Below are 21,240 nucleotides of genomic sequence, written 5' to 3' on the forward strand. Positions count from 1 at the left end.
AGAAAAGAACTATTCATCGCTTGAATTGGGGATTATCCCCAAAAAAGTATAATACATTGTAATGGAGTTATCTTGGGTGGGATACCTTCTACTATCTTGTTTGATAATATGAGGACTGTCAATGATAGACTAATTAAGGGGTCATTAAATGGAATAAGAGATTCGCATAATCCGTCTCTTACTATGGATTTAATCCAAAGTCCCGTCGCCCATACCGAGACTAAACAATGGGAAAAGTGGAAAGATTATTCGCTATTCAGTACATTATTAATCATTTGTGTGGGAATAAAGTTTATTAGCGTGGAAGAATTGAACCATCTTTTAATGAGATGTAATGAGATGGCTGAATACCGTTGGTAATCGAAAGAGAAATGAAACAAACACTATTCTCTACAAGAAAAATGGACAGAGGAAAATCTCCATCTAAAAAATCTTTAGGAATGCATTGGGACGGAAGCTTTTCCTATAAGGGAGAAAGTTGGATTCTATCCTCTAATTATGCTGAAAAAGAAATATTGGTAAAAGAATTTCTGGAGGGTTTAATTAGGGTATTTTATCAGGGAGATGAAATTAGTAAGCTACAGCGTCGGAAAAAAATTTTTCCCTTCTCCGTAAAATAACAAGGAAACAGACTTTCATGGTTGGCGTCCCACAGCCTGTTTCCTTGGAAATAGATACACGTCCCTTGTCCGTCTATGATGAGTTCACTAGAGGTGAATCATCATGAAAAGAGAGATAAAGGGTAGAGCTAAAAATTAAACTTGCCCGTTATTGTGGAACGATAATCCGAACTGGCCTAACAAGCATCTAAAGATAATGTATCATATTCACATGTTTTATTCAGCCTTCTAGAGCTGGAAATAGCTGAAGAACAGGGAAGAATAAATAAAACCCTGCTGAAGTTTGCCAGGTTTCCTGACCGTAAAACGATAGATCAATTTGATTTAATAGCCCAAGTGGATATGGAAGAAAGAAGAATTAGAGAATCAATGAATCTTTCCTTCCTCGATAACAAAGAAAATTTAATCTTTTTAGGTCCTCCTAGTATCGGGAAGACATCTTGCAGTAGCTATTAGTATGGAAGCAATCTCAAAAAGGATGAAAACTCATTTTATTACAATGAGCGAGCTAGTATCCCAGTTAAGAAAATCAGAACAGCAGGAAAAGAAAATAGTTTCCTTTATTAAACTTAGGTTTTAATTATCGACAAAATTGGTTATCTAAACCTTGATACGCAAAGGTACACTATTTGTTCCAAGTAATATCAAGGAGATATGACCGTGGCTCTACATCTTTATATCCATATAGGCTTGGAGAATGGAGAGAAATGGTTGGAGTTCCGATAATGCTACAGCGATGTCAGAACACCTTTTGCATCACTCTCGTATCTTTAACTTGAAAGGTATAGTTACAGACTAAAAGAGAAGCACATGAGCACGCAAAAACAGAAGGACTAAAATGTCCTTTTGAGGAATTTTAAACCGGCGATTTTGAGGAATTTTTAATCGGCCTTGACACTTTTGTAATGTGTCTATAATCATAACCATCATTCAATTAAGGATATCGTAAAAAAGAAGCTTTCCTTTTTTAAAATAGGAAGCTTCTTACAACATCAATTTATTAGTTCGATTTTTATTGTTTGTTCGTTGTGAGTAATAGAATAAAGGTGAGATTTTGGCTCTACACCTGCATTGGCAAGCCTTAATATATATACTAAATTCCTTAGGTATACTAGTTATAAAGGGTGATGATTTATTTTATAATTAACACCTTTTAAAATGGGAGTTAAAATTGGAGGTGATAATACCTTAATATAGTGAATTAAATGTGATTGATTCACCAATAATTTCTACCATTTCTACTTTAGGCAAGTATCTCTTACTTTAACCAACACTACCTCTAGAACTTTCGTTTCCGCTTTGTTCCTTTTTTCTTGTATTATAAATCATTGGTTTTACATATTCTAGTTCTATCAGCAGAACAAAAAATCACTTATATATTGGATTGTTCAAAAAAAGTAGAGACGTTCGGCCAAATAGTTCTTTCATTGTTCCTTGCATCAAGCCTCCACCATGACTTCTATACGGCTTGAAATATGTATTCTTTAACGTAGTATCATACTTGCCGTATGCGCCTCCGAAGTCAGGTGTCGATTTGTTACCAAACTGCCAATTAGGAATTGCATCGACAGTTCTATTGGTAAAAACAATATTGATAAAGCCCATTAGCACATCTCTAGGCTTGGCAAATTTGCTCATGGAAAAGGCAGAATAAGCTTGATAGTCTTCATCTCCCCAATTGATTTCCTGTTCAAACATCATCAATATCAGTTCTTCTAGTACAAAACGTTCATCCACATTTGTTGTTAAACTTTGTGGAGAGCAGGCACCTGTCCAAACATTAACACAGTTTGGCAAGGATGAAAAAGCAAGTAAATCATTTAGTATTTGATAATGTGTTTTATTGGTAGAACTATCCACTTTGATTTTAAAGTCAAACAGACCTCTTTTGGTTTTACCATTTTCTACTTTATTTGTTGCCATTCGTCCGGTATAGTTTCTTTGATATACAATCCCAACCTGATGATTTGGAATAGAGTAAATAAACTGATTTTTTTGGAAGGCAGCAGTACAGTTATTAACAATTGCTTCCCTAAGACTTCAAATGTATTTCTAGGATAAAAGTGATTAATGTCTTGGACCAATCGGTCATAGTTTTGTTTGGTACATATAAAATAATTGATATACTTATTATGGGTGGTAAATAACAGATATTCTGATTGATTTGCAGTGGTATTCATGATGCTCTCCTCACTTTATGAATCTACTAAAATTTTACAACATAAAATTTAATTTGAACAATAATATTATCTTTTGGAAAATACTTAGACACTATTTCTAAGTAATAGTTCCTACATTATAAGCAAGTTAAAACTGAGCACTTCCACAAACGTGTTTTAATACCTTCCTTGTTCCAAGTCTCCTATGTAATGACTATTGCTAATAATGATTTTTTTTATAATAGACCAGTGCCATACAATTGTAAAGTGTATTAGGAGAAGGTAAACAATCCCTTATAAGCTTTTTATTATCTTAGAACAAGCTGGTATTGTGGTTAAAATAAAGCACCAGTGCCTCAACTTTCATAGTAGTCCAAGGCGAAGGAGAGAATAAAAAAAATATTTTAACACCCTTTTATTACCATCTAATCGCACATAATTCAAATTATGTGCGATTAGATAGTGTTTGTAGTATAATAGAATATATGTTCTTGGATTTAGTAGTCTTTAGAAGAGGAGTTGGATGTGTCCTGAAGCCGATAGATGAACATCAGTTTGAATTAGAGCAAGACATACTTACTTACTATGAAGAAGAACTGGACATTTTTCGAGTGTACCTGGAGGATTTGGGTTACTCTCCCTTTACAATCATTAACTATGTTTACGACACCAAGTTATTCTTAATGTATCTCTATGAGTATAAATCACAAATAGTTGGATTGGACACAATCAGTAAACAAGATATTGCGGGATTTTTACGTAAGCATCACCGAAACGCATCAAAGTCAAGCCGTAATCGACGACTGATGACTCTACGAACTCTATATAAATCATTAATGAAATCAGAAATTCTTGCTTATAACCCTGCTAAAGAAGTAGACATGGCAAAGCAGGAAAAAGGACGGATTCCCACTTATCTTAGTTCAGAAGAATTGGCGTTACTTTTTTCGGGTATGCCCGCAAGCGACTACTATATACGTAATAAATGTATGCTAATGTTGATGGGACTCGCTGGATTGCGTGTGGTAGAAGTACATAATCTTAACATCTCAGACATTATTAGAAATCAAGAAGATCCAGGCATTGAAGTAACTGGAAAAGGAAACAAAGCACGATACATTCCCCTTCCTGTTCTTTTATATGAAATGTTATTGGATTATGAACGAATATATCGCCCAATACCCAAACCTAATCATTCCAATGCTTTCTTCCTGTCCAAAAGAGGTGTTAGAATTTCTAGAAGGAGAATACAAGAAGTAACAGAGAATGCTTTTGATTTCTTAAAGCAGCAACCTGGATATCAGTACTTGGAGCAAAAGAAACTAACAGCTCATAAATTACGGCACACCTTTGGAACAGGTATGGTTCGTGATGGAACCGACTTAGTAACTATACAACAACTTATGGGACATACAAATTTGAATACTACGCAAATTTATACTCATGTTAGCAATGAACAGAAGCAAAAAGCCATGAGAAATAAGGATGTCTCAAGATTTTTCAGTGAGTAAAAACCCCTTAAACCCTTGATACTATTGCTTTTTCGGGGGTTTTTACTTAAAAAATGTATTCTCTCAGACGAAATTAAAATAGTTTACATGATGAATCACTCATTAAATTCTTCATAGTGCGTTTCTCAGACTCCCATTTAAACCACCATTTATTAATAAAACTATAAATTTTCATGTGAGTATAATAGTTTATTTAATATTTACTTCTGCAAGTAATATAATAGTAAGTTGTCTTAAAAATCCTAATTGCATTTAATATTATATTAGATTAAATAAATTGGAGGCGTAAAATTATTTTTTACTGGATCAAAAAATTATATATCTATAAAATCATTTCTAAGATTACTATATAGTTTCTTCTCATTAAATGAGAATTTAACGCAGACTTATATATTCGTGTATTAATTGTTTATAATGACCTGTAGGCTCCATCCCAGTAATGACAGATCCCATTTTGTATGACTCTTTTTGATTAATCCAATCAATAATGTCTTAAATCCTTCTTGGGTATTATCAAAAAAGCAAGTAGATCCAATCTCTTTTCCACGATAATCCTGTGCTCTAGCTACATGATGATGTTTGGCAATATCAATACCTATTACTAAGGTTTTAGGTGTGATTTGAGCTATTTTATGATTTTGGTTATAATTCATAGTGAGACCTCCGACTAGATATTTTGTCCCTTTTAGCTGGCCAGCTGAGGACACATTTATCTTATCAAGAGGTCTTTTTTCTTTCAAATCGCATTTTCACTTATTACAGGAGTGCTGCCATTTTTCTTACTTAAGCTAGTGTTCATTTATTACAAGAATGCTGCCCTGTTTGTGAAACAATAAAGGTTCTCTTCATTTAATACGATATGCCCCCATTTTATTAACTATAAATAAAAAACCTAGCACTTGGCAGCTAAGATTGTTCATAATTCACTTGTTAGGAAGATACTCCCTCCAAAGTTTCCAAGCATCCAAATAACCACTTAGATTGTGTGGATGTACATCTATACAGACACCAATACGCGTATATAACTGAAATACAACTTCATCTAAAATTTGTTCTTCTGTAAAAGAAGTAGTAGGGTTTATTATTGTTCATACTTTATCCGGTATATTTTTGCCATTGCTTGTACTCTGTCTGTTACATCTAGTTTTCGGAAAATATTTGTCAGATGGTTTTTGACAGTATGGGCGCTGATATACAGTAAATTAGCAACCTCCTGATTATTTAACCCTTCAAGAATCAAATAAAGTACATCCTTTTCTCTACTTGTTAATGGCAGTTTAGCAATAACGCTTTTTACGTCTTTCAAGTTTTCAATTTCTGACATACCAATTGTTGTCTCTATCTCTTCCATGGCTGTACGGCTTTGTGACTCTTGATTAATGATATATTCAAGAAATTGTTCGACTAATTGTTTGTCGAATTTGTTAAAGGAGTAAGTTGTCCCTTTAAGATGAGAAAAGGCTAATACTAATAGCTGAGCTTCTGCTGAAAGAAAGCCTCTTTTTGCTTCCCCGTTTAGTATACGATGATATTCACCGAGAAGTCTCAGGCGGTCAGTGCTCACTTTTTCATGAAGGAAGTCTAGGCTGTATGGAACCACTTTACATGTCTCTAGTAGTTCATGAATTGTAGATTCTTGCCATCCAAGGTTAGTCTGAAACCCTTTCAATAGGTCTATAGCTTTGCAAGTAAGATTGTACTCCTCTGGCCTTAGTTCCTTTAAGCTCTCAAAAAGTAAGTCAATTGGCTCTTGTGATATGTTTAAGTCAATAATCCTTTTCGAACCAAAGCTTACAGCTAATACTTCACTTAACAGATTAAGTTCTTCCTCCAGTCTATGATGTTCTATGAAATCCTCTTCCTTGATATGAAGGGTAAATAGGCCTATGACTTGCTTATTTAAGGTTATCGGCTTATGAATTAGCCCTGGTTGGGAAGATTGTGCTGCAATTAGTTGACCAGTTTGGAAGAGTAGTTCGGAACATCTACGATGCTCTAATTCTGCTGCATGAAAATCTTTTCCTCTTTTGTATACGTTACCACTATTTCTTGCTGTGAAAATTGTTAAGCACTCTTTGCTCCATTTATGGCACACGTTCATAACACTGAACAGTACATTGATGGGATCAGTCGTAATTACAATCATATCAATTAAATCTAAAAAAGCTTCATGTATAGCTTTTTGCTTGTCAGCAAGCTTTATTTGATGGATTAAATATTCTCTCTGAACTGCTGATTGAACGAATGCTTGTAAGTGTTCTGTCAATTCCTTACTAATAGATTTATTTGTTAGTAAGCCACCAAATACTATACCTAGTACTTGGCCAGACTGATAAATTGGAAAACCAAAAACATGCTGAGGATATAAATCAAACTGATGAAAAAAACCTGCTTTCGGTGGATTTTTAGTAATTTCACAATAAAACACCTTCTCAGTTGCAGCAGCATGTCCTAATAAACCCTCCCCAATAAAGAAGCTTTTCCCCTCCATTTGTTTTGCCTTACCGTTAACACTTTCGATTTTATAAACTGCATTTTCCTCTTTTTTTGCAAATCCAATAAAGTCCACAAAGCCCTCTTTTACTGCATAATCTAATATTTCTTTTAAAGTAGATTTGTCAGTATGGGCAAGATGTTTCTTATAGAGTGTTAACAATTGATCCTTCGAAGCCACCTCCTGTCGTAGACTTTTGACAAACATTAAGGCATAATGTAAATCATTTACCTTTGATATGGCACTATCTCTTTCTGTTTCGTTAAGCACTTGTACTCCCTTTTTTAAAGCTGTAGACACATAATTATTTCCACATACACCTTCCACAAAAGGCCCAGCAATAATGGTATACGACTCTTCACTATATTGGAAAAGTGGTGAAATGATATACTTATAACAAGCAATATTTTCATCTGTTGGTGTCACTACCACTGATTTTTTTATTTGGAGAGCAATATTTAGCACGTCGAGAAGATTTGTTGATTGTTCTTTAAAGAGTAGTGATATATCTGTATCTCGTACGGCATAACTTCCCTTACTATTAACAAGATGGATTGGCAAGCGTATAGAGCTGGCATATGTCTCAATTAGTGCTGTTATTGAGTCATTGTTTAATTTATTTACATTCAATTTAATCATCCCAAATCATATTGTTTTATACCTTTGTAAAGCCATAATTGTGAATTACTTGTTAATGTTCATCTTTACAAACGAAATATCATCTTGTTTGCTTGTGTCAGCATCAGTAAGAAATATCTCTAGCAGGCTTTTTGAATTTAATTCTATGTTAGTAAGTGCGGTTTCCTTTAAATGATTAACAGCATCAGACATACCTGCTCCTATACTTTCTAAAAGTCCATCTGTAAATAAAAGTAACTTTGTTGAGTTTTCTAAGGGAATCCTCTCAGTTTCTGGCTGTATTTCTTCGAGTATTCCTAATGGGACACAATTTGAATTAAGAAGCTCAGCATTCCCATTCTGAATTAATAGCCCTGGAGGATGGCCAGCATTAATATATGTTAAGTACATTGCCTCTGTATCAACAACAGCATATAAAGCCGTAAAAAACTGCAAGGGGTTCATATGGTCATTAAATAATTTATGCATGTGAGTATTTAGTGTCTCCATGACAAGAACTGGCTCTTTTACTCTAACAATTAATCCTTCTAACAATGCGCGGATACTCATAGAAACAAGTGCAGCGGATACACCATGCCCCATCACATCCATAATTAACACACCATATTGATGTTTATTAATTTTATACCAGACATACATATCTCCACCGATATTATGCGCGGGAATATATTGTCCATCTATTTGAACCTCATCAGTTATAAGTGGCTTACAAAGCACACTTTTCTGCAAAATCGCAGCTATTTCAAGATCCTTATTAATCTCTTCTTCCATTTTTCTCTTTTCCGTTATATCCTTTGCTATAACACATGCACCATCTATTTTCCCTTGTATAATTAAGGGAACGCTTTTATATTCAACATATACTGGGTTTTCCTGCTTATCTTTTATAATATCTGTACTATCAACCATTTTTCCTTTGAGAACATCCTCGAAATTTTCTAATGATTTGGAAGTTTCTTGATGGAAAAGTAAATCCTTAAAATGTGAACCAATCAACTCTTCTCCTAGTACGTCTGTTACTCTCTCGTTAACATCAGTTATAATACCCTCGTTATTAACGACAATTGCTAGATACAAATTGTTATTAAATAAGGTAAAATGCCTTAATGTTACTTGTTCCAAGTCGAATAAAAGCTCTCTTTTTCGTATGGTTTCTTTCCTTTCTTTCCAATATAGCCATATGATAAGTAAACCTATTGGTAGATGCAAAAAGACTCTTAATGTTTGATGTTCTTCAAACAATCTATAATCTATAAGGAAGATAATCAGCTCCAAGATTACATATAAAGCTAAAAGGAAAACTATCCACTTACTTCCTGAATATTTATTGATTTGCTTCATTGCACTTCCCTTTCCTTCGAAGCATTTAAATTCCCTTAGAAAATTTTAAGACAACTGAATGAATAACTATAATGTGAACTTTTGTTCAAAATAGCCTTCAGCTAATTCCAATGAAGAAAATAGCTCCATAAAAGTGTTGAATTTAACTATTTCAAAAATCTCATTCATTGGTGGATTAATACCTGCTACAACTAGTTCTTTCCCATTCTTACTAGCCTTCATAGCTCCATCTGCAATTACGCCGAGTCCTGAACTGTTCAAATAGGAAACACGACTTAAATCGAGGATAAAAAATGAGGTGGATTCAGTAAGGAACTTACCCATCATTAGTCTGAAGTGTTCGCTGTTCTTTATTGTAATATCTTCGTTCATTTCAAGTATGTCGATATGAGCTTTTTTTATAACCTTCATTTGTGTCACACTTTCTTAATATTTTTAGTAAACTTGTTCTAACCAAAAGAGGAGGGTTAGCTTTTTTCCACCTTCTGAATAGACAAGTTTGTCAGCAAGCTTTTGCATAATAGCAATTCCTCTGCCACGTATACTAGACTTGTGTCCTACAAAAAATACATCGGGATTTCCAATCAGACTTAGTTTGGCTTCATAATCAAAACCTTTTCCGTTATGCAGCACCTCAACATAAAGTTCTCTATCTACTCTCTTTATGGTAAGAGTAATGCTCCCGTCTTTCACTGTTTGGATTCCATGTTCTAATGCATTATTCACTGCCTCCAATAATGCGTATAAAATTTTCACTTGATTTCCATATACATGTATTTTGAGATAATCTTCAATAGTTGGAAGCTTTTTTTCAAATTCGTCATACCGTGATATTGTATAGGCTAATGTCATGTTTCCACCTCAACGATAATCCACCTGCTCATTACTTGTTAGGATATGCATATGAGGTAGACTTAACACATCATTTCTACATTTTTGAAATTTAATTTAACTGCATAGTATATTGGAAAAGGCATGAGACCGATACTGTCGATTCCATGCCATACATACAAAGTTATTATCTATAAGTTATTAGATTTATTCAACCTCCTTTATAATTCCACTAGTTAGATAGCCTCTTTATAAACTAACCCAATTGCTATTGTTTGAAATAAGGGTCTAACTGGCATATTCCGTTTTTTTATTGCTCTAATCATGTCAACTAATTGTCTGATTTCATCCTTAGATTGAACCTCTATGATTAAATCACTTAAATAGTCGCTTTCTATTATAGTGTAGCCCTTTCCTGTAGGAATCTTAAATGGTTTCTCTTTTATTAAGTTATTTTTTATATAGTTTTTATCCATATCATATAAAGTAACTAGCACTGGTTTATTGTCTACTTTCATTTCAATCATGGTTAACCCTCCGCGTTGATTCCAGATGAATTAGTATTGCATTACAGCGTTTATAATACATTTTTTCGGAGGGAAGATATATAGGAAACTATTCCACAGGAAAAGCCTCCTATAGTAGGACTTAAATATAATTAGGAAAAAAAAGACTTATAAAAGTCCATTTAAAATAAAGTACGAATTCCTGTATGTCCTATCTTAATGTTTTGGTAAAACTTAGCATAGTCACCTCAGAAAAAGAGACTCCTTTTTTAATGGAATGGTCAAGTTTATATTTTCCACTTAATCTCCTATGTTTTTAATTTTACTTCCTCCTTAATATCTGATTTCTTAAATACGTAGTTTTTATGACAATAATGAGCGTTAACTGCAAAGGTAAGCGTTAATCCTTCTTATATTGAAATTATGATATATTAAAAAAAACGTCTAATCCCATATATTCCAAGGGTTTAGACATTTTGTTAAGGATATTTAGCGTTTATGTAAATATAGCGCACACTTGGTCAATGATTCTATATCTATATCCTAATACTAACATAATAATGAATTTGGTGATTAACAATTGCCTTTTTAAGTTACCCTTAAACTATCTATTCATGCCTCTATTTGTACAATGTACTTGCTTTGGTAATGAGACATTACAGGATACAATCGAGGCGATTCCCCAAACTCTTAGGGTGATTAGATGATAATATTTAATCCCCTCTTATTGCGTTAAAGCCCCCGTTAGTTTAAGTAAAAACATTCACAATTCAACAAAATTTAGTTAAACATCGTAGGGACAAATAAGACGCTTCTTATTCAAGAAAAGCGCCCATTTGTGATAAATGTTAATAGATATTATTTTGTTTTCTTGACTTAATAATAATAAAAGATGGTCTACGCTTTTCATTTATTAATTCCGGCATTTTCACTATTCCTGTCAAAGTTGATTCAGGTTCTATCATCATATCCAACGAAAACCCGTGTTCAATCAAAGTATTTACTAAGGTAGAAATGGTTCTGTGATAAATAACCACACTATATTCACCAAACCAGTCATGTTTTCTGATTCCTACTTCTTGATAATTATCTATTGCCCAGTGTAATGTATGACCATCTTCATTCTTAATCCAGTGATCGGTTCCCTTTCGAGCTGTTGCTATCGGATGTAGGGTTGAAAAGATAAATTCCCCACTGTTATTTAACAGACCATTAATTTTTTGAATCAATGATGGGTAATCTTCAACGTAATGTATAGAGAGAGAACTAATGATAAGATCGAATTTTTGATTGGTCAATCCCAAATCCTCCATAGGTAAACACATGAATTCAATGTTATTAGCTTGGTATATTTTTTTAGCTCGTTCAATCATATTCTTTGAGATGTCTACACCTATTACATTCTTCGCCCCGTTTTCTATACAGTATTTCGAAAAATGACCATCACCGCAACCCAAGTCTAAGACTGCTTTTCCTTTCAAACACGGAATTAATGATTTGATCGCTGGCTGCTCTATAAAGTCGTTAGCAGTGATTTCACTTTCACGCAAGGTTTTATAGATTTTGAAAAAATTTGGATTGTCGTACATATTTTGTTTCATTTATCTTCCTCCTTGGTTAATGAAACCATAGTTGTGTTTTACAGCAATATGGGACGTTTATGGAGCAAGTTAGAAAATTCCCACCAACCTGCCAGTTTTCTTCCATAAGCTATTTTTACATATTACAGGAATGCTGCTCCTGACGTTCTACATAAGAGGAAATCCCCCTTAGACGGCACGGTTATTTTAAATTATTAAAGTTAGCTAAACTTTCTCCAATCGGTGTAACTATCCCATCCATACTTATAGAATTTTTCTTTTTACGATATTCCTCTAAGTCTTGTTCACTTTTGTTGTTAGTCCATTTTTGAAGAGTATCTCGTTCACCATCATATGAGTAGAACGGTACACTAAATCCACATGATGTTTTTACTGTTTCAATCTTTGCATGAATTATTTGTCGAGCACCAGGAAGTATGTCAAAATGTTTCGCCATATCAGTCCATTCTGGTGTGCCAGGTAATATCACATTACCGCTACCATAAAGCCTTAAAATCATAGGAGGTCCGTCAAAAGCTAAGAACATAAACGTAATTCTGCCGTTTTCTTTTAAATGTGCACTTGTTTCATTTCCACTGCCAGTTAAATCTAAATAAGCTACCTCATTGAGGAAAAGATTCTTAATACATCATAACCTTTTAGTGAAATGTTAACATGACCGTCCGCTGTTAGAGGTGCTGATCCAACGAAAAAAATTCGTTGTTTCCTTATAAATTCTTCGTGTTTTGGAAGTATTGATGAATAAACAGTTCCCATAATAAATTCCTCCTCATCTGCCAAATGTGAAAATTAAAGCCTACCATCTCAAGCTCATATATAATGGTTATATTTATATTTATTATTGGAGTATTGTACTTTATGAATGTGTAGATGTTTTACGGAGTTTTTCAGCTTCCTTAAAGTTAAAGCAATAATCCTTCTTGGCCTAGTGCCCCCGATTATTTATGTTATTCCTTTACCCGCCAAATTTCTGATAGTAGTGCACAATAGTTACAAACTGTGCGCAATAACCTATGCCCTTAACCATATTCGGTTTATAATACTAAAAAAGGAGTTGTTCTTTAGTTGAATGTGAATAATACGTGTACATCCATTTCGAAAGATATGATTATTACTAATTTAACAGGATATATCTCCATTGCAGATGTAAGTATGTGGTTTGATTCTTTTGAGCAAAAATGTAATGTGTTTATTAACCAAGGCAAAAAATTTAAATTATTAGTAAATAGAAAAGGATATACACCCGAACACTTCGCAGTTCAAAAATTGTGGAAAGACAAGTTTTTCTCTAATGTCATATTAGAAAATACCATTGCAATTGCATTTTTATTAGATGAAGGGGATATTTTAGACCACCTCAACCAATCTAATAATAAAAAAAACATAAGATTTTCAAGCGACTATGATCACTTGATTGAATGGATTACTAATTATTAATTAATTAATAATAAGAGCTTGGAGTTACCTTTTTTAGGATCACCAACTAGTTGTACTGCAGGTAGTACTGGAGCTTGTCCTTCTGAATTAGAGATTCGAGTATAATCATTCAACTTAATATCAGGAGCTCCTCCCCAGTCCTTTTGCATAGTAATTAACTGAGTAAGTAATTTAAGCGAAGCACTTTTTTTATACAAATTAGTTACCTTAAGAATATCCTCAGCTTTTCCTGCTCTTGCAATTACGATAGCAAAATCATCTCTTATTTCTCTGTTTCGATCAAAAAATCCATGAACTCTAATAATCCATCCTTTACTATTTCCTCACTAACAATTTACACTCTTGTATGTGAATAAATAGGATGAGTAGCATTCACAATATTAAATTTAGAAGTGAGTTCCCCAATATTATTACCTTCTAAAGAAGTAACAGTTGATGGGGCTAAACCGGATGCTATTTGGTAACTCATTTCTCTAGCTTCTGTAGTTTCAATAGTTAACTTATACTTAAAAGACTCTCCTTTATCTACAGCCATACCTGTAACTATAGAAACTTCTCCTAATTCTCTACGATTCCAACATCCCGACAAAAAAATAATCAGAAATAGACATGACAATCCCTTTAACAACTTCATACCTATAACTCCTTAGAGTACGTAATATTATTTAGAAATTGGAATATAATATCCTATTAAACAGAAAAAAAGATACCAATGGTATATTTTTCCTCTTTCCTACTCTTTAAAGTGATAAGGAACTGTAGAAATAATAACGTTTCTTTTATAAAGTAGAAAAGTTCTTATTAATAAACTAGACTGGTTATGAAGAATATTATGCCAACCTTTTCTTAAGACAAACTGTGGGATTACTACTGTGACCCAGTAATCCGACTCTCCCGCCTTATGTTCCACCGTATCAATAAACTTAGTTATTGGTTGGATAATACTCCGATATTGGGAATGTAAGGTAACATGATGACATCCGGTTGCCATTCATTCCACTTCTCTTCGAATCTCTTCTCATCCTCACGGCTAAACGCAACATAAACAGCAATTAATTTATCAGGGTTTAAAGATTTTGCATATGCAAGTGAATTGTTCACAACTCGAGTAATGCCTGCAACCCTGCAACAGGTACTACTATAACATTACCTGATATTTCTTCCACTTCAGTCATATCACTTATTCGCAGTTGTTCTCCTACAGAATCATTATGTTGCTTAATCTTATAAAATAAGAACACGAAATTGGAACAAACGCTGATACTGGCCATACTTGTGAAAATTTTGTCAGGAAAAACATCATTGTCACTATTAGACAAATAATTGCTCCTAAGGTAATTATTATAAGTTTTCCTTGCAAACCTTCCGGCTTTTCTCGTAACCATTTTAGTACCATTCCTGTTTGAGATAAGGTAAAAAGTATGAATACACCAACAGCGTATAAAGGAATCAGAGATTCTGTTTTCCCTTCAAAAACAATAATTAAGATAATGGAAAAGAACGCTAAATCGCCCCCTACTTATAGAAAACATGTTTGAGGCTGGTTGGGACAATGATCTCGTATAACAAGCGAAGCTATGACACTATAAGAAGGATTAGGGGTTACCGGCAAATATGCAAATATAGGAGGAGATTTAGTATGAATCCAGTCGTAGGTCTGGATGTTTCAAAAGGAGAAAGTGAAGTTCAAGGGTTCTTAAAAAAAGGAAGACCTTATTGGTGAAAATTTTAATAATAAGCATGATTTAGAAGGATTAGGGAAGTTACTAGATTTTCTTAATGAAATCAAGGAGTTAACCGGTCAACAACCTCCGGTTGTATTAGAATCTACAGGACATTATCATAAACGAGTTGTTCAGTATTTAGATGAGCATCACTGTTTATTAAAAAAAGCTCTAGCTTACGTAAAGTAAAAACAGTTGCAGTGGATGCCTATCGTCTATATGAACTTTTCTATAAAGAGGAATTAGAGCCTTATAAAAAACGAGGAATAAGAACCTTAAATCAACGTAATCTCACAAGGCAGCACTCAAATATAACCGATATGTATGTACAAACAAAGTTACAATTCCAAGCGATTCTAGATTAAGTATTCCCTGAATATAGGGGAGTCTTTGGTGACTTATATTCTCTAGTTTCATTAATTATTCTTCAAGAGTATCCTTCATCAGAAGATATCTTAATAACTAGTAAAGATGTTTTATCCACTAGATTAAAAGAATTGTATAAGAATGGATCTAAGAACTGGATTGATGAAAAAGTCCAAATCTTAAAGATAAAGGTGGGGTTTACTGTTTAGATGTTAACATTGCCAAAGCAGTATCTACACCACAGGAAATGCCAGGAGTACTTCCTTGGGCCACAGATCCAGACTCGGCACAGCGTTTGTGGCAGCTTAACTGTTTAAATAAGTGATTAGTGAGCCTTTATTATTGTTTTACTAAAGTCTTTTTTTAGCTATAAATTTAGTAGGGACGCCATTCACATGAATTCCCTACTAATTTTTTAATAAGCCACTCAATTAAAGTATTTTTCACTTCATTGTTGTTCTGCTGCAACTTGACATAAAAAGTGTCTCCGTTTTTGAATGTTGTTTTTCTTTATACTTTTTCGGAAATATCTCTTCCAACCACAATAAAGTGTTCTGGTGCTCCATTCTTCCCTAGTACCGGAGTACCAACACCTTCAAATAATATAGAATATCCACTGGCTGTCAAAAAATGAGCTTCCATCTTTGCTGTTTTTTTAGCTTCTATTATTTCTTTAAATCCATTAATTACACTTTGTTTGTCTTTAGGATCTATTAAATCAAATGAGCACCCACCTAGCAATTTTTCCAAAGGGTAACCTGTTAGATTTGAATGCAGCTATTGAAGCAGCCAGAGCAGGTGAACAAGGAAACGGTTTCGCAGTAGTAGCAGATGAAGTTCGGAAACTAGCAGAACAGTCAAGTAATGCTACAAAAGAAATTACTGAAATAATAAAAGGTATTCAGGATAGCACAGCTCTTAGTGTAATTGCGGTAGCCGAAGGGGTAAATGCAACTTATCGTACTGGCGAAGCATTTACTCAAATCATAGATATGGTTTCTCGAGCACATGATAAAACTTTGGAAATTGCTACAGCGAGTGCACAGCAATCTGCACAATCTTCTGATGTAATGAAAGCAATTGAAAGTATTGCATCTGCAAGTGAGCAACAATCTGCTCAGTCATCTGAAGTTATGAAAGCAGTTGAAAGTATTGCAGGTACAAGTGAAGAAGCTGCAGCAGCAAGTGAACAAACTGCGGCGACATCACAAGCTTTGGCAAACTTAGCTGAAGAGTTAAACAATACCGTTTCTAAATTCAAAACTCACAAATAAAAGCAATTGTTTTAATAGTAGACCTTCTTTATATACCTTCTTTATATATTACTAAATAATTAATTATAATTTCTACTACTTTCTTGAAGCACCATACTTATTCCATGTACATTGGAATAAGTATGGTGCTTCATAAGGATTGTTACGAATACCTTCTTTCTTTAGTTGGAATCAACACATTGCATCGTAGCAATGTGTTTTTTTATTCTTTCATATCCTTGTTTAGATAGAAATGCAACAGCACTTCAAAGTTATTACTAAGGTTAGCATTAAAGTATCTTAGCTTCTTCTCTTGTTAACTTTATATAGTAAAAATCATATTCTGTAAAAGCCCCTTCATTATGGTCAGGAGTTGCTTTCGTCTTTAATACCATTTTAGGCCAATTGGGATTCCGTTTTTATACCTGGAATAGGACTTTGAACTTCTGTAATGAGTATTTCTAACTCTTCAAAATCACGCTTGAATTCCCAACGCAATAAAAAAGGACCAGTATGCCACTCGATACCTCCAGTGATTTTATGAAAAGCCCCCTCTTTCCAACTTAATTTACATAATGGATGTATTGACGCTAAATATGAAACAAAGTCACCGAGAGCATCTAAATGAAAAGTAGGATGAAATTCAAGCTTTTCCCCGTTAATCTCTAAAACACAGATTGCATTACCACTTTTAATATTTACAATGAAAATTTCAAATTAGATAACCTTCACAATATATCTCAGTCCAGAATATATAACACTTTAACATAATAATTTTGACCTTTTTGCGTTAACCCACCCTGCTGTGACATAAGAAAGTTTCTCTCCATTTATTGGAATGCTGCCCATTTAGTACCACAAGACATCCCCAGTAACATTAAGTTATGACACTCATAGTACAAATAAAATGCCAATTATATAATTGGCATTAAGAATTTTCTTCCGTGTAATGTTTGTATAATCTTAATTCTTCTTCACTAAGATTTTTCCTCTGTTCAGGATCTCTATTTTTTTCAATAAAAGCACTTAACTTTTGTTTTCTTAATGCAGCATATTCATGAAAGTGTTCTTCACAATACCAATTCATTTCTGTCCTCTTCCAATTCTTTAAGGGGCGGCTACCTCTTAACTGACAATTAGTTCCTTCGCATTTTTTATTAAGAAAATGTTTATCTATCACTTAACCCCCTCACCATAACTAGAAGTTCCTTCATTTTAGCATAGTGCCCCGTTTCTTCCATTTCATTTATTAAAGGAATGCTACCCTGTTAGTAACATAAAAAAGTGCCTCACATTTATTTGTAATACTCCCTCACCCTACACTTATCTATAAATTATACAGGTTTCACGCAGTAAATAAGCGTTAACTCCTAAAACAAGCGTTAATCCTTCTTAGATTGAAATTGAATATAACAAAAAAGCGTCTGGAGCGTCTACACTTATCTGGACAGAAAAATTAAGGTCACGTACACTTGATCTAAAACAGATGAGGAGAACCCACTATGACAAAACGAGAACGCCGTACTTTCACGCCTGAGTTTAAAAAGCAAATGGTGCAGCTATACCAGAATGGAAAAACGAAACGAGCCATTATTGATGAATATGATCTGACTCCGTCATCTCTTGACCGGTGGATCAACCAGGATGAAACCTCCGGTTCCTTTAAAGAAAAAGACAATCGTTCTTCTGAGCAACAGGAACTTTTAGAACTCCGCAAGCAACTAAAACAGCTAAGAATGGAGAACGACATTTTAAAGCAAGCCGCGCTGATAATGGGACGAAAGTAAATGTCATTAAGCAAAATAAAGACAAATACTCGGTATCAGCAATGTGCAGCGTCCTACAAATCTCACGTAGTACGTATTATTTATTATGAGGCCAAAGAACGTCAGTCAGAAGACGACGTAACAGGCACTGTTATAGAAATTTTTAAACAAAATCGCAACACCTATGGCACGCGTAAGATTAAAGTCGAGCTTTACAAGCGTGGATTTACAGTTTCTAGAAGACGAATTGGCCGTATCATGGAGGAGCAAGGGCTAGTTTCCTCCTATACAGTAGCACAGTTCAAGCCACAGAAAACTCCCTGTAATGAGTCGGCTCAGGCAAACGAATTGAAACGTAAGTTTCAGCAGACAGAAGTAAAAAAAGTAGTGGTCAGTGATTTAACATACGTTAAAGTCAAAAATAAATGGCATTACGTATGTATCTTTGTCGATCTTTTTAATCGAGAAATCATTGGTTTCAGTACAGGAACCAACAAAGATGCGAGCCTTGTCGCACGAGCTTTTTCTTCTATTCAAGGTGATCTGCGGGATATCCAGCTGTTCCACACCGACCGTGGTAGCGAGTTTAAAAACCAGCTCATCGACCAAACGTTAGCGGCCTTCCAGATTGGTCGCTCTTTAAGCATGAAAGGCTGTCCATATGATAACGCTGTAGCGGAAGCTACATTTAAAATCATTAAAACAGAGTTTATTAGCCAAATGAAATTTGATAGTTTAGAATATTTAACGCTAGAATTCAGTGACTATGTTAACTGGTATAACAAGCTTCGAATCCATGGAACACTAGGTTATGTAAGCCCCATTGACTACAAACAATCGTCCCTTAAAAAAGCTGTTTGATTTAATGTTGACAATCCACGTCTAACCCCTTATATACCAAGGAATTAGACGCATTTTCAATTGAAATTATTAAGCGTTAATAAAAAATTTAACGCAGACTTATAATTTTAAACCCTTTCCTAACAAATTCTCTCTGGCCTTAATAGCAAATTTATTGTTTTGTTTTTGCGGGGATGCAGTAGTAATAACTGTTGCCTTTTTACGCACTACTTCATAAGCAATAAGCTGGAAAAATTGTTGCTTTATTTCACTTGTGTAAAACCCATTTGACGTTAATAAAATCTTTAACAATCTTTCCCACCTTATTCCTTATTGAATTTTTTTCTATACGGGGGAACCAAAATTCTAATTTACTCAAATAATTCAACCACCTTTAAAGCTACTTCTTTAGGTCTTATATCAATAGATAACATCTTTTCAATATCAAACCATAGGTACAAAAAGAGAAACAATTGAGGTATTAGGGCTAGAAGTGAAGCTCAATAAATGCATTGCAAAATATGAATTTAGGTTTACAGTATTTTTATCATTGTGAAATTATTAATGGCATATTTGGTACAGGTGCCGGTGAAGAATTTAATGATAATAAAATTGATAGAGGAACATATCAACTTTTGCGGTAAAACAGTTCATTGATCAGAGTAAAATCATTTTTGAAAAATTAGTTACGGACAAATTTATCCAACACTAAATTTAATTGCCCAAGACGAATTAGCAAATTTCGTACTTCATCTGTCCATGGAAAACCTTATAGTAATAATCTACTTCTTCCTACTATTCACTAATTCTTATTTTAATGTAAACTATAATTATAGTTGCTTTATCTGATTTTTTGTTTTCGCATCCATTGAGTAGCTACCCATTTTTCTCCTTTGATAACAGGAGCTCCACCGTGTAAAGTTAACTCATTTATCTTCATTATTATAAAAATACTCAAAATATACAGCGCTTCCTTTTTTAGGGGATATGGACAGATTTAATTTTGGGAAATAGGTTTCTCCACCTTCTTCCACATCATTCAAATAAATAACGAGTGTGCTAATTCTATTGTTTTTAGCAGCTTTACTAGCAGAATTGAAAAAATCAAAATGTGCTTTATATTCTTGACCAGGTGTATATTTAAGAATTTGGATACCTTCAGCATGTTCAATAGGAATACACATTATAGCGGAAATTCTTTTTTCTAATTTTTCAAGAATATCGTTTTCGTTTCCTTGGAAAAACATACTACTACTTGTTCTAATATCATTCACTTCTCCTTCTCCAGAAGAACTAATCTTAGAGCGTTTTAAATTATCTTTAGAAAATTCAATTAATTTATTGCATTCTTGATCGCTTAAAACATTATCTAAAACAACTATTAGGGGTTCATCAAATTTAGTAACAATATTTATTTTTCTGTCATCTACAATAATGTGATCTCCACTTTGATAAAAAATAGATTCTTCATTGATACTTGTTTTCATTTGTTTCACTCCTTATAATTTATTTCAAAAAATCTTACCGTAGCTAAACAACGTCTCGTTTATAAAGTACCATAAAAAACAAATTATTCCTATCTTAATCAATAACCACCATCTTTACGAAATTAATCAAATAAAAAAGATATGATATAGGTTTGCGGATACAATTATTCGGTTCGTTACCCCCTAAATAAGCGTTAATCCTTCTTAGAATGAAATTGAAATTAACAAAAATTGCGTCTAACCCCTTATATACCAAGTTATTAGACGCATTTTCAACTGAAATTATTATCGTTAATAATAACAAGAAATTATTCAAGCGAAAAAGGAGTCGAAATATTTCGACTCCTTTTTCGCTTAATTTTTAAACATTTATTATTGTAAAGCCTTAAGAAACCACCATCAATAGTATAGGAAGATGAAGTAATGTAAGAAGATCCATCAGATAATACAAATGCTATGACACTAGCTACTTCTTCAGGTTCCCCATATCGTTTCTTTGTAACAGCATCATTTTCACCTGGATTAACAGTGTTAACTCCTACATTATGAATTGCTGCTTCAAGATTTGCTATCTTATTAATACTCATTACAGCACTTAGATCAATTATATAAAACCATACTTGGTGCTCCAGTAACAATAATAACTTTATTGTTAAAATTCAATT

General features: G+C 33.6%; 17 protein-coding genes and 7 pseudogenes. 7 read left to right on the forward strand and 17 right to left on the reverse strand.

What is annotated here, in order from left to right; genetic code table 11:
* The first annotated feature begins 353 nt into the window (after positions 1–353).
* Both L8T27_RS26370 and L8T27_RS29010 read left to right on the forward strand, forming a co-directional pair.
* On the forward strand, positions 354–620 hold the full coding sequence (locus L8T27_RS26370; RefSeq protein WP_248574513.1) for a hypothetical protein: 267 nt from the start codon (positions 354–356) through the stop codon (positions 618–620).
* Between the two features lie 240 nt (positions 621–860).
* Entirely contained in the window at positions 861–1,076 is a 216-nt protein-coding gene (locus L8T27_RS29010; RefSeq protein ID WP_481858880.1) for an ATP-binding protein, read from the forward strand.
* 912 nt (positions 1,077–1,988) lie between these two features.
* On the opposite strand, the gene L8T27_RS26380 is transcribed toward L8T27_RS29010, so the two are convergent.
* Positions 1,989–2,543: a hypothetical protein gene (locus tag L8T27_RS26380; RefSeq protein ID WP_237944247.1), complete on the reverse strand. Its 555-nt coding sequence runs from the start codon at positions 2,541–2,543 to the stop codon at positions 1,989–1,991.
* 727 nt (positions 2,544–3,270) lie between these two features.
* On the opposite strand from L8T27_RS26380, the gene L8T27_RS26385 reads away from it, so the two are divergent.
* Complete coding sequence (locus L8T27_RS26385) at positions 3,271–4,290, forward strand: tyrosine-type recombinase/integrase (protein ID WP_237944248.1); 1,020 nt, start codon at positions 3,271–3,273, stop codon at positions 4,288–4,290.
* Between the two features lie 411 nt (positions 4,291–4,701).
* Here the strand turns inward: L8T27_RS26385 and L8T27_RS26390 are convergent.
* From L8T27_RS26390 to L8T27_RS26425, 8 genes and pseudogenes are all read right to left on the reverse strand, one after another.
* A pseudogene (locus tag L8T27_RS26390) lies at positions 4,702–4,943 on the reverse strand (IS110 family transposase); the annotation flags it as partial.
* A gap of 428 nt (positions 4,944–5,371) precedes the next feature.
* Positions 5,372–7,414: a LuxR C-terminal-related transcriptional regulator gene (locus L8T27_RS26395; RefSeq protein ID WP_237944249.1), complete on the reverse strand. Its 2,043-nt coding sequence runs from the start codon at positions 7,412–7,414 to the stop codon at positions 5,372–5,374.
* Between the two features lie 54 nt (positions 7,415–7,468).
* On the reverse strand, positions 7,469–8,764 hold the full coding sequence (locus L8T27_RS26400) for a PP2C family protein-serine/threonine phosphatase (RefSeq protein WP_237944250.1): 1,296 nt from the start codon (positions 8,762–8,764) through the stop codon (positions 7,469–7,471).
* A 66-nt stretch (positions 8,765–8,830) separates the two neighbouring features.
* Positions 8,831–9,175, reverse strand: coding sequence for an STAS domain-containing protein (locus tag L8T27_RS26405; protein WP_237944416.1), 345 nt, complete (start codon positions 9,173–9,175; stop codon positions 8,831–8,833).
* A 24-nt stretch (positions 9,176–9,199) separates the two neighbouring features.
* A complete protein-coding gene (locus L8T27_RS26410; RefSeq protein ID WP_237944251.1) occupies positions 9,200–9,616 on the reverse strand; it encodes an ATP-binding protein in 417 nt (138 codons plus the stop codon).
* A 215-nt stretch (positions 9,617–9,831) separates the two neighbouring features.
* Positions 9,832–10,122, reverse strand: a complete 291-nt coding sequence (locus L8T27_RS26415; RefSeq protein ID WP_237944252.1) for a hypothetical protein — start codon at positions 10,120–10,122, stop codon at positions 9,832–9,834.
* Between the two features lie 827 nt (positions 10,123–10,949).
* Entirely contained in the window at positions 10,950–11,702 is a 753-nt protein-coding gene (locus L8T27_RS26420) for a class I SAM-dependent methyltransferase (protein ID WP_237944253.1), read from the reverse strand.
* A 181-nt stretch (positions 11,703–11,883) separates the two neighbouring features.
* A pseudogene (locus L8T27_RS26425) lies at positions 11,884–12,458 on the reverse strand (pyridoxamine 5'-phosphate oxidase family protein).
* A gap of 309 nt (positions 12,459–12,767) precedes the next feature.
* On the opposite strand from L8T27_RS26425, the gene L8T27_RS26430 reads away from it, so the two are divergent.
* Positions 12,768–13,139 carry an STAS/SEC14 domain-containing protein gene (locus L8T27_RS26430; RefSeq protein WP_245400153.1) on the forward strand — a complete coding sequence of 124 codons (372 nt, stop codon included), beginning with the start codon at positions 12,768–12,770 and terminating at the stop codon, positions 13,137–13,139.
* Here L8T27_RS26430 and L8T27_RS29015 read toward each other — a convergent pair.
* The 3 genes and pseudogenes from L8T27_RS29015 to L8T27_RS26440 all read right to left on the reverse strand — a co-directional run.
* The gene (locus tag L8T27_RS29015; RefSeq protein ID WP_481858881.1) at positions 13,136–13,444 is read right to left on the reverse strand and encodes a Ger(x)C family spore germination protein; all 309 of its coding nucleotides are present in this window, start codon (positions 13,442–13,444) and stop codon (positions 13,136–13,138) included. The two genes, L8T27_RS26430 and L8T27_RS29015, sit on opposite strands and share 4 nt — an antisense overlap.
* Before the next feature lie 29 nt (positions 13,445–13,473).
* The gene (locus L8T27_RS26435; protein ID WP_237944255.1) at positions 13,474–13,773 is read right to left on the reverse strand and encodes a Ger(x)C family spore germination protein; all 300 of its coding nucleotides are present in this window, start codon (positions 13,771–13,773) and stop codon (positions 13,474–13,476) included.
* 99 nt (positions 13,774–13,872) lie between these two features.
* Positions 13,873–14,646, reverse strand: a pseudogene (locus L8T27_RS26440) (amino acid permease); the annotation flags it as partial.
* A gap of 132 nt (positions 14,647–14,778) precedes the next feature.
* Here L8T27_RS26440 and L8T27_RS26445 point away from each other — a divergent pair.
* Positions 14,779–15,414 (forward strand): annotated as a pseudogene (locus tag L8T27_RS26445) (IS110 family transposase); the annotation flags it as partial.
* A 325-nt stretch (positions 15,415–15,739) separates the two neighbouring features.
* Here the strand turns inward: L8T27_RS26445 and L8T27_RS26450 are convergent.
* Positions 15,740–15,979 (reverse strand): PAS domain S-box protein, encoded by a 240-nt coding sequence (locus L8T27_RS26450; protein WP_237944256.1) that lies wholly within the window; start codon positions 15,977–15,979, stop codon positions 15,740–15,742.
* Between L8T27_RS26450 and L8T27_RS26455 the strand changes: the two are divergent.
* Positions 15,979–16,503, forward strand: a pseudogene (locus tag L8T27_RS26455) (methyl-accepting chemotaxis protein); the annotation flags it as partial. The gene L8T27_RS26450 and the pseudogene L8T27_RS26455 overlap by 1 nt on opposite strands.
* A gap of 907 nt (positions 16,504–17,410) precedes the next feature.
* Here L8T27_RS26455 and L8T27_RS26460 read toward each other — a convergent pair.
* The gene (locus L8T27_RS26460; RefSeq protein WP_237944257.1) at positions 17,411–17,662 is read right to left on the reverse strand and encodes a hypothetical protein; all 252 of its coding nucleotides are present in this window, start codon (positions 17,660–17,662) and stop codon (positions 17,411–17,413) included.
* A 322-nt stretch (positions 17,663–17,984) separates the two neighbouring features.
* Between L8T27_RS26460 and L8T27_RS26465 the strand changes: the two are divergent.
* A pseudogene (locus L8T27_RS26465) lies at positions 17,985–19,109 on the forward strand (IS3 family transposase).
* A 99-nt stretch (positions 19,110–19,208) separates the two neighbouring features.
* On the opposite strand, the gene L8T27_RS26470 reads toward L8T27_RS26465, so the two are convergent.
* From L8T27_RS26470 to L8T27_RS26480, 3 genes and pseudogenes are all read right to left on the reverse strand, one after another.
* Positions 19,209–19,400: a hypothetical protein gene (locus L8T27_RS26470; protein ID WP_237944258.1), complete on the reverse strand. Its 192-nt coding sequence runs from the start codon at positions 19,398–19,400 to the stop codon at positions 19,209–19,211.
* Between the two features lie 529 nt (positions 19,401–19,929).
* Positions 19,930–20,575, reverse strand: a pseudogene (locus L8T27_RS26475) (2OG-Fe(II) oxygenase).
* 308 nt (positions 20,576–20,883) lie between these two features.
* A complete protein-coding gene (locus tag L8T27_RS26480; protein ID WP_237944259.1) occupies positions 20,884–21,162 on the reverse strand; it encodes an SDR family oxidoreductase in 279 nt (92 codons plus the stop codon).
* Positions 21,163–21,240: the final 78 nt, after the last annotated feature.

This window comes from Niallia sp. Man26 (genome assembly GCF_022049065.2).
Lineage (GTDB): Bacteria > Bacillota > Bacilli > Bacillales > Cytobacillaceae > Niallia.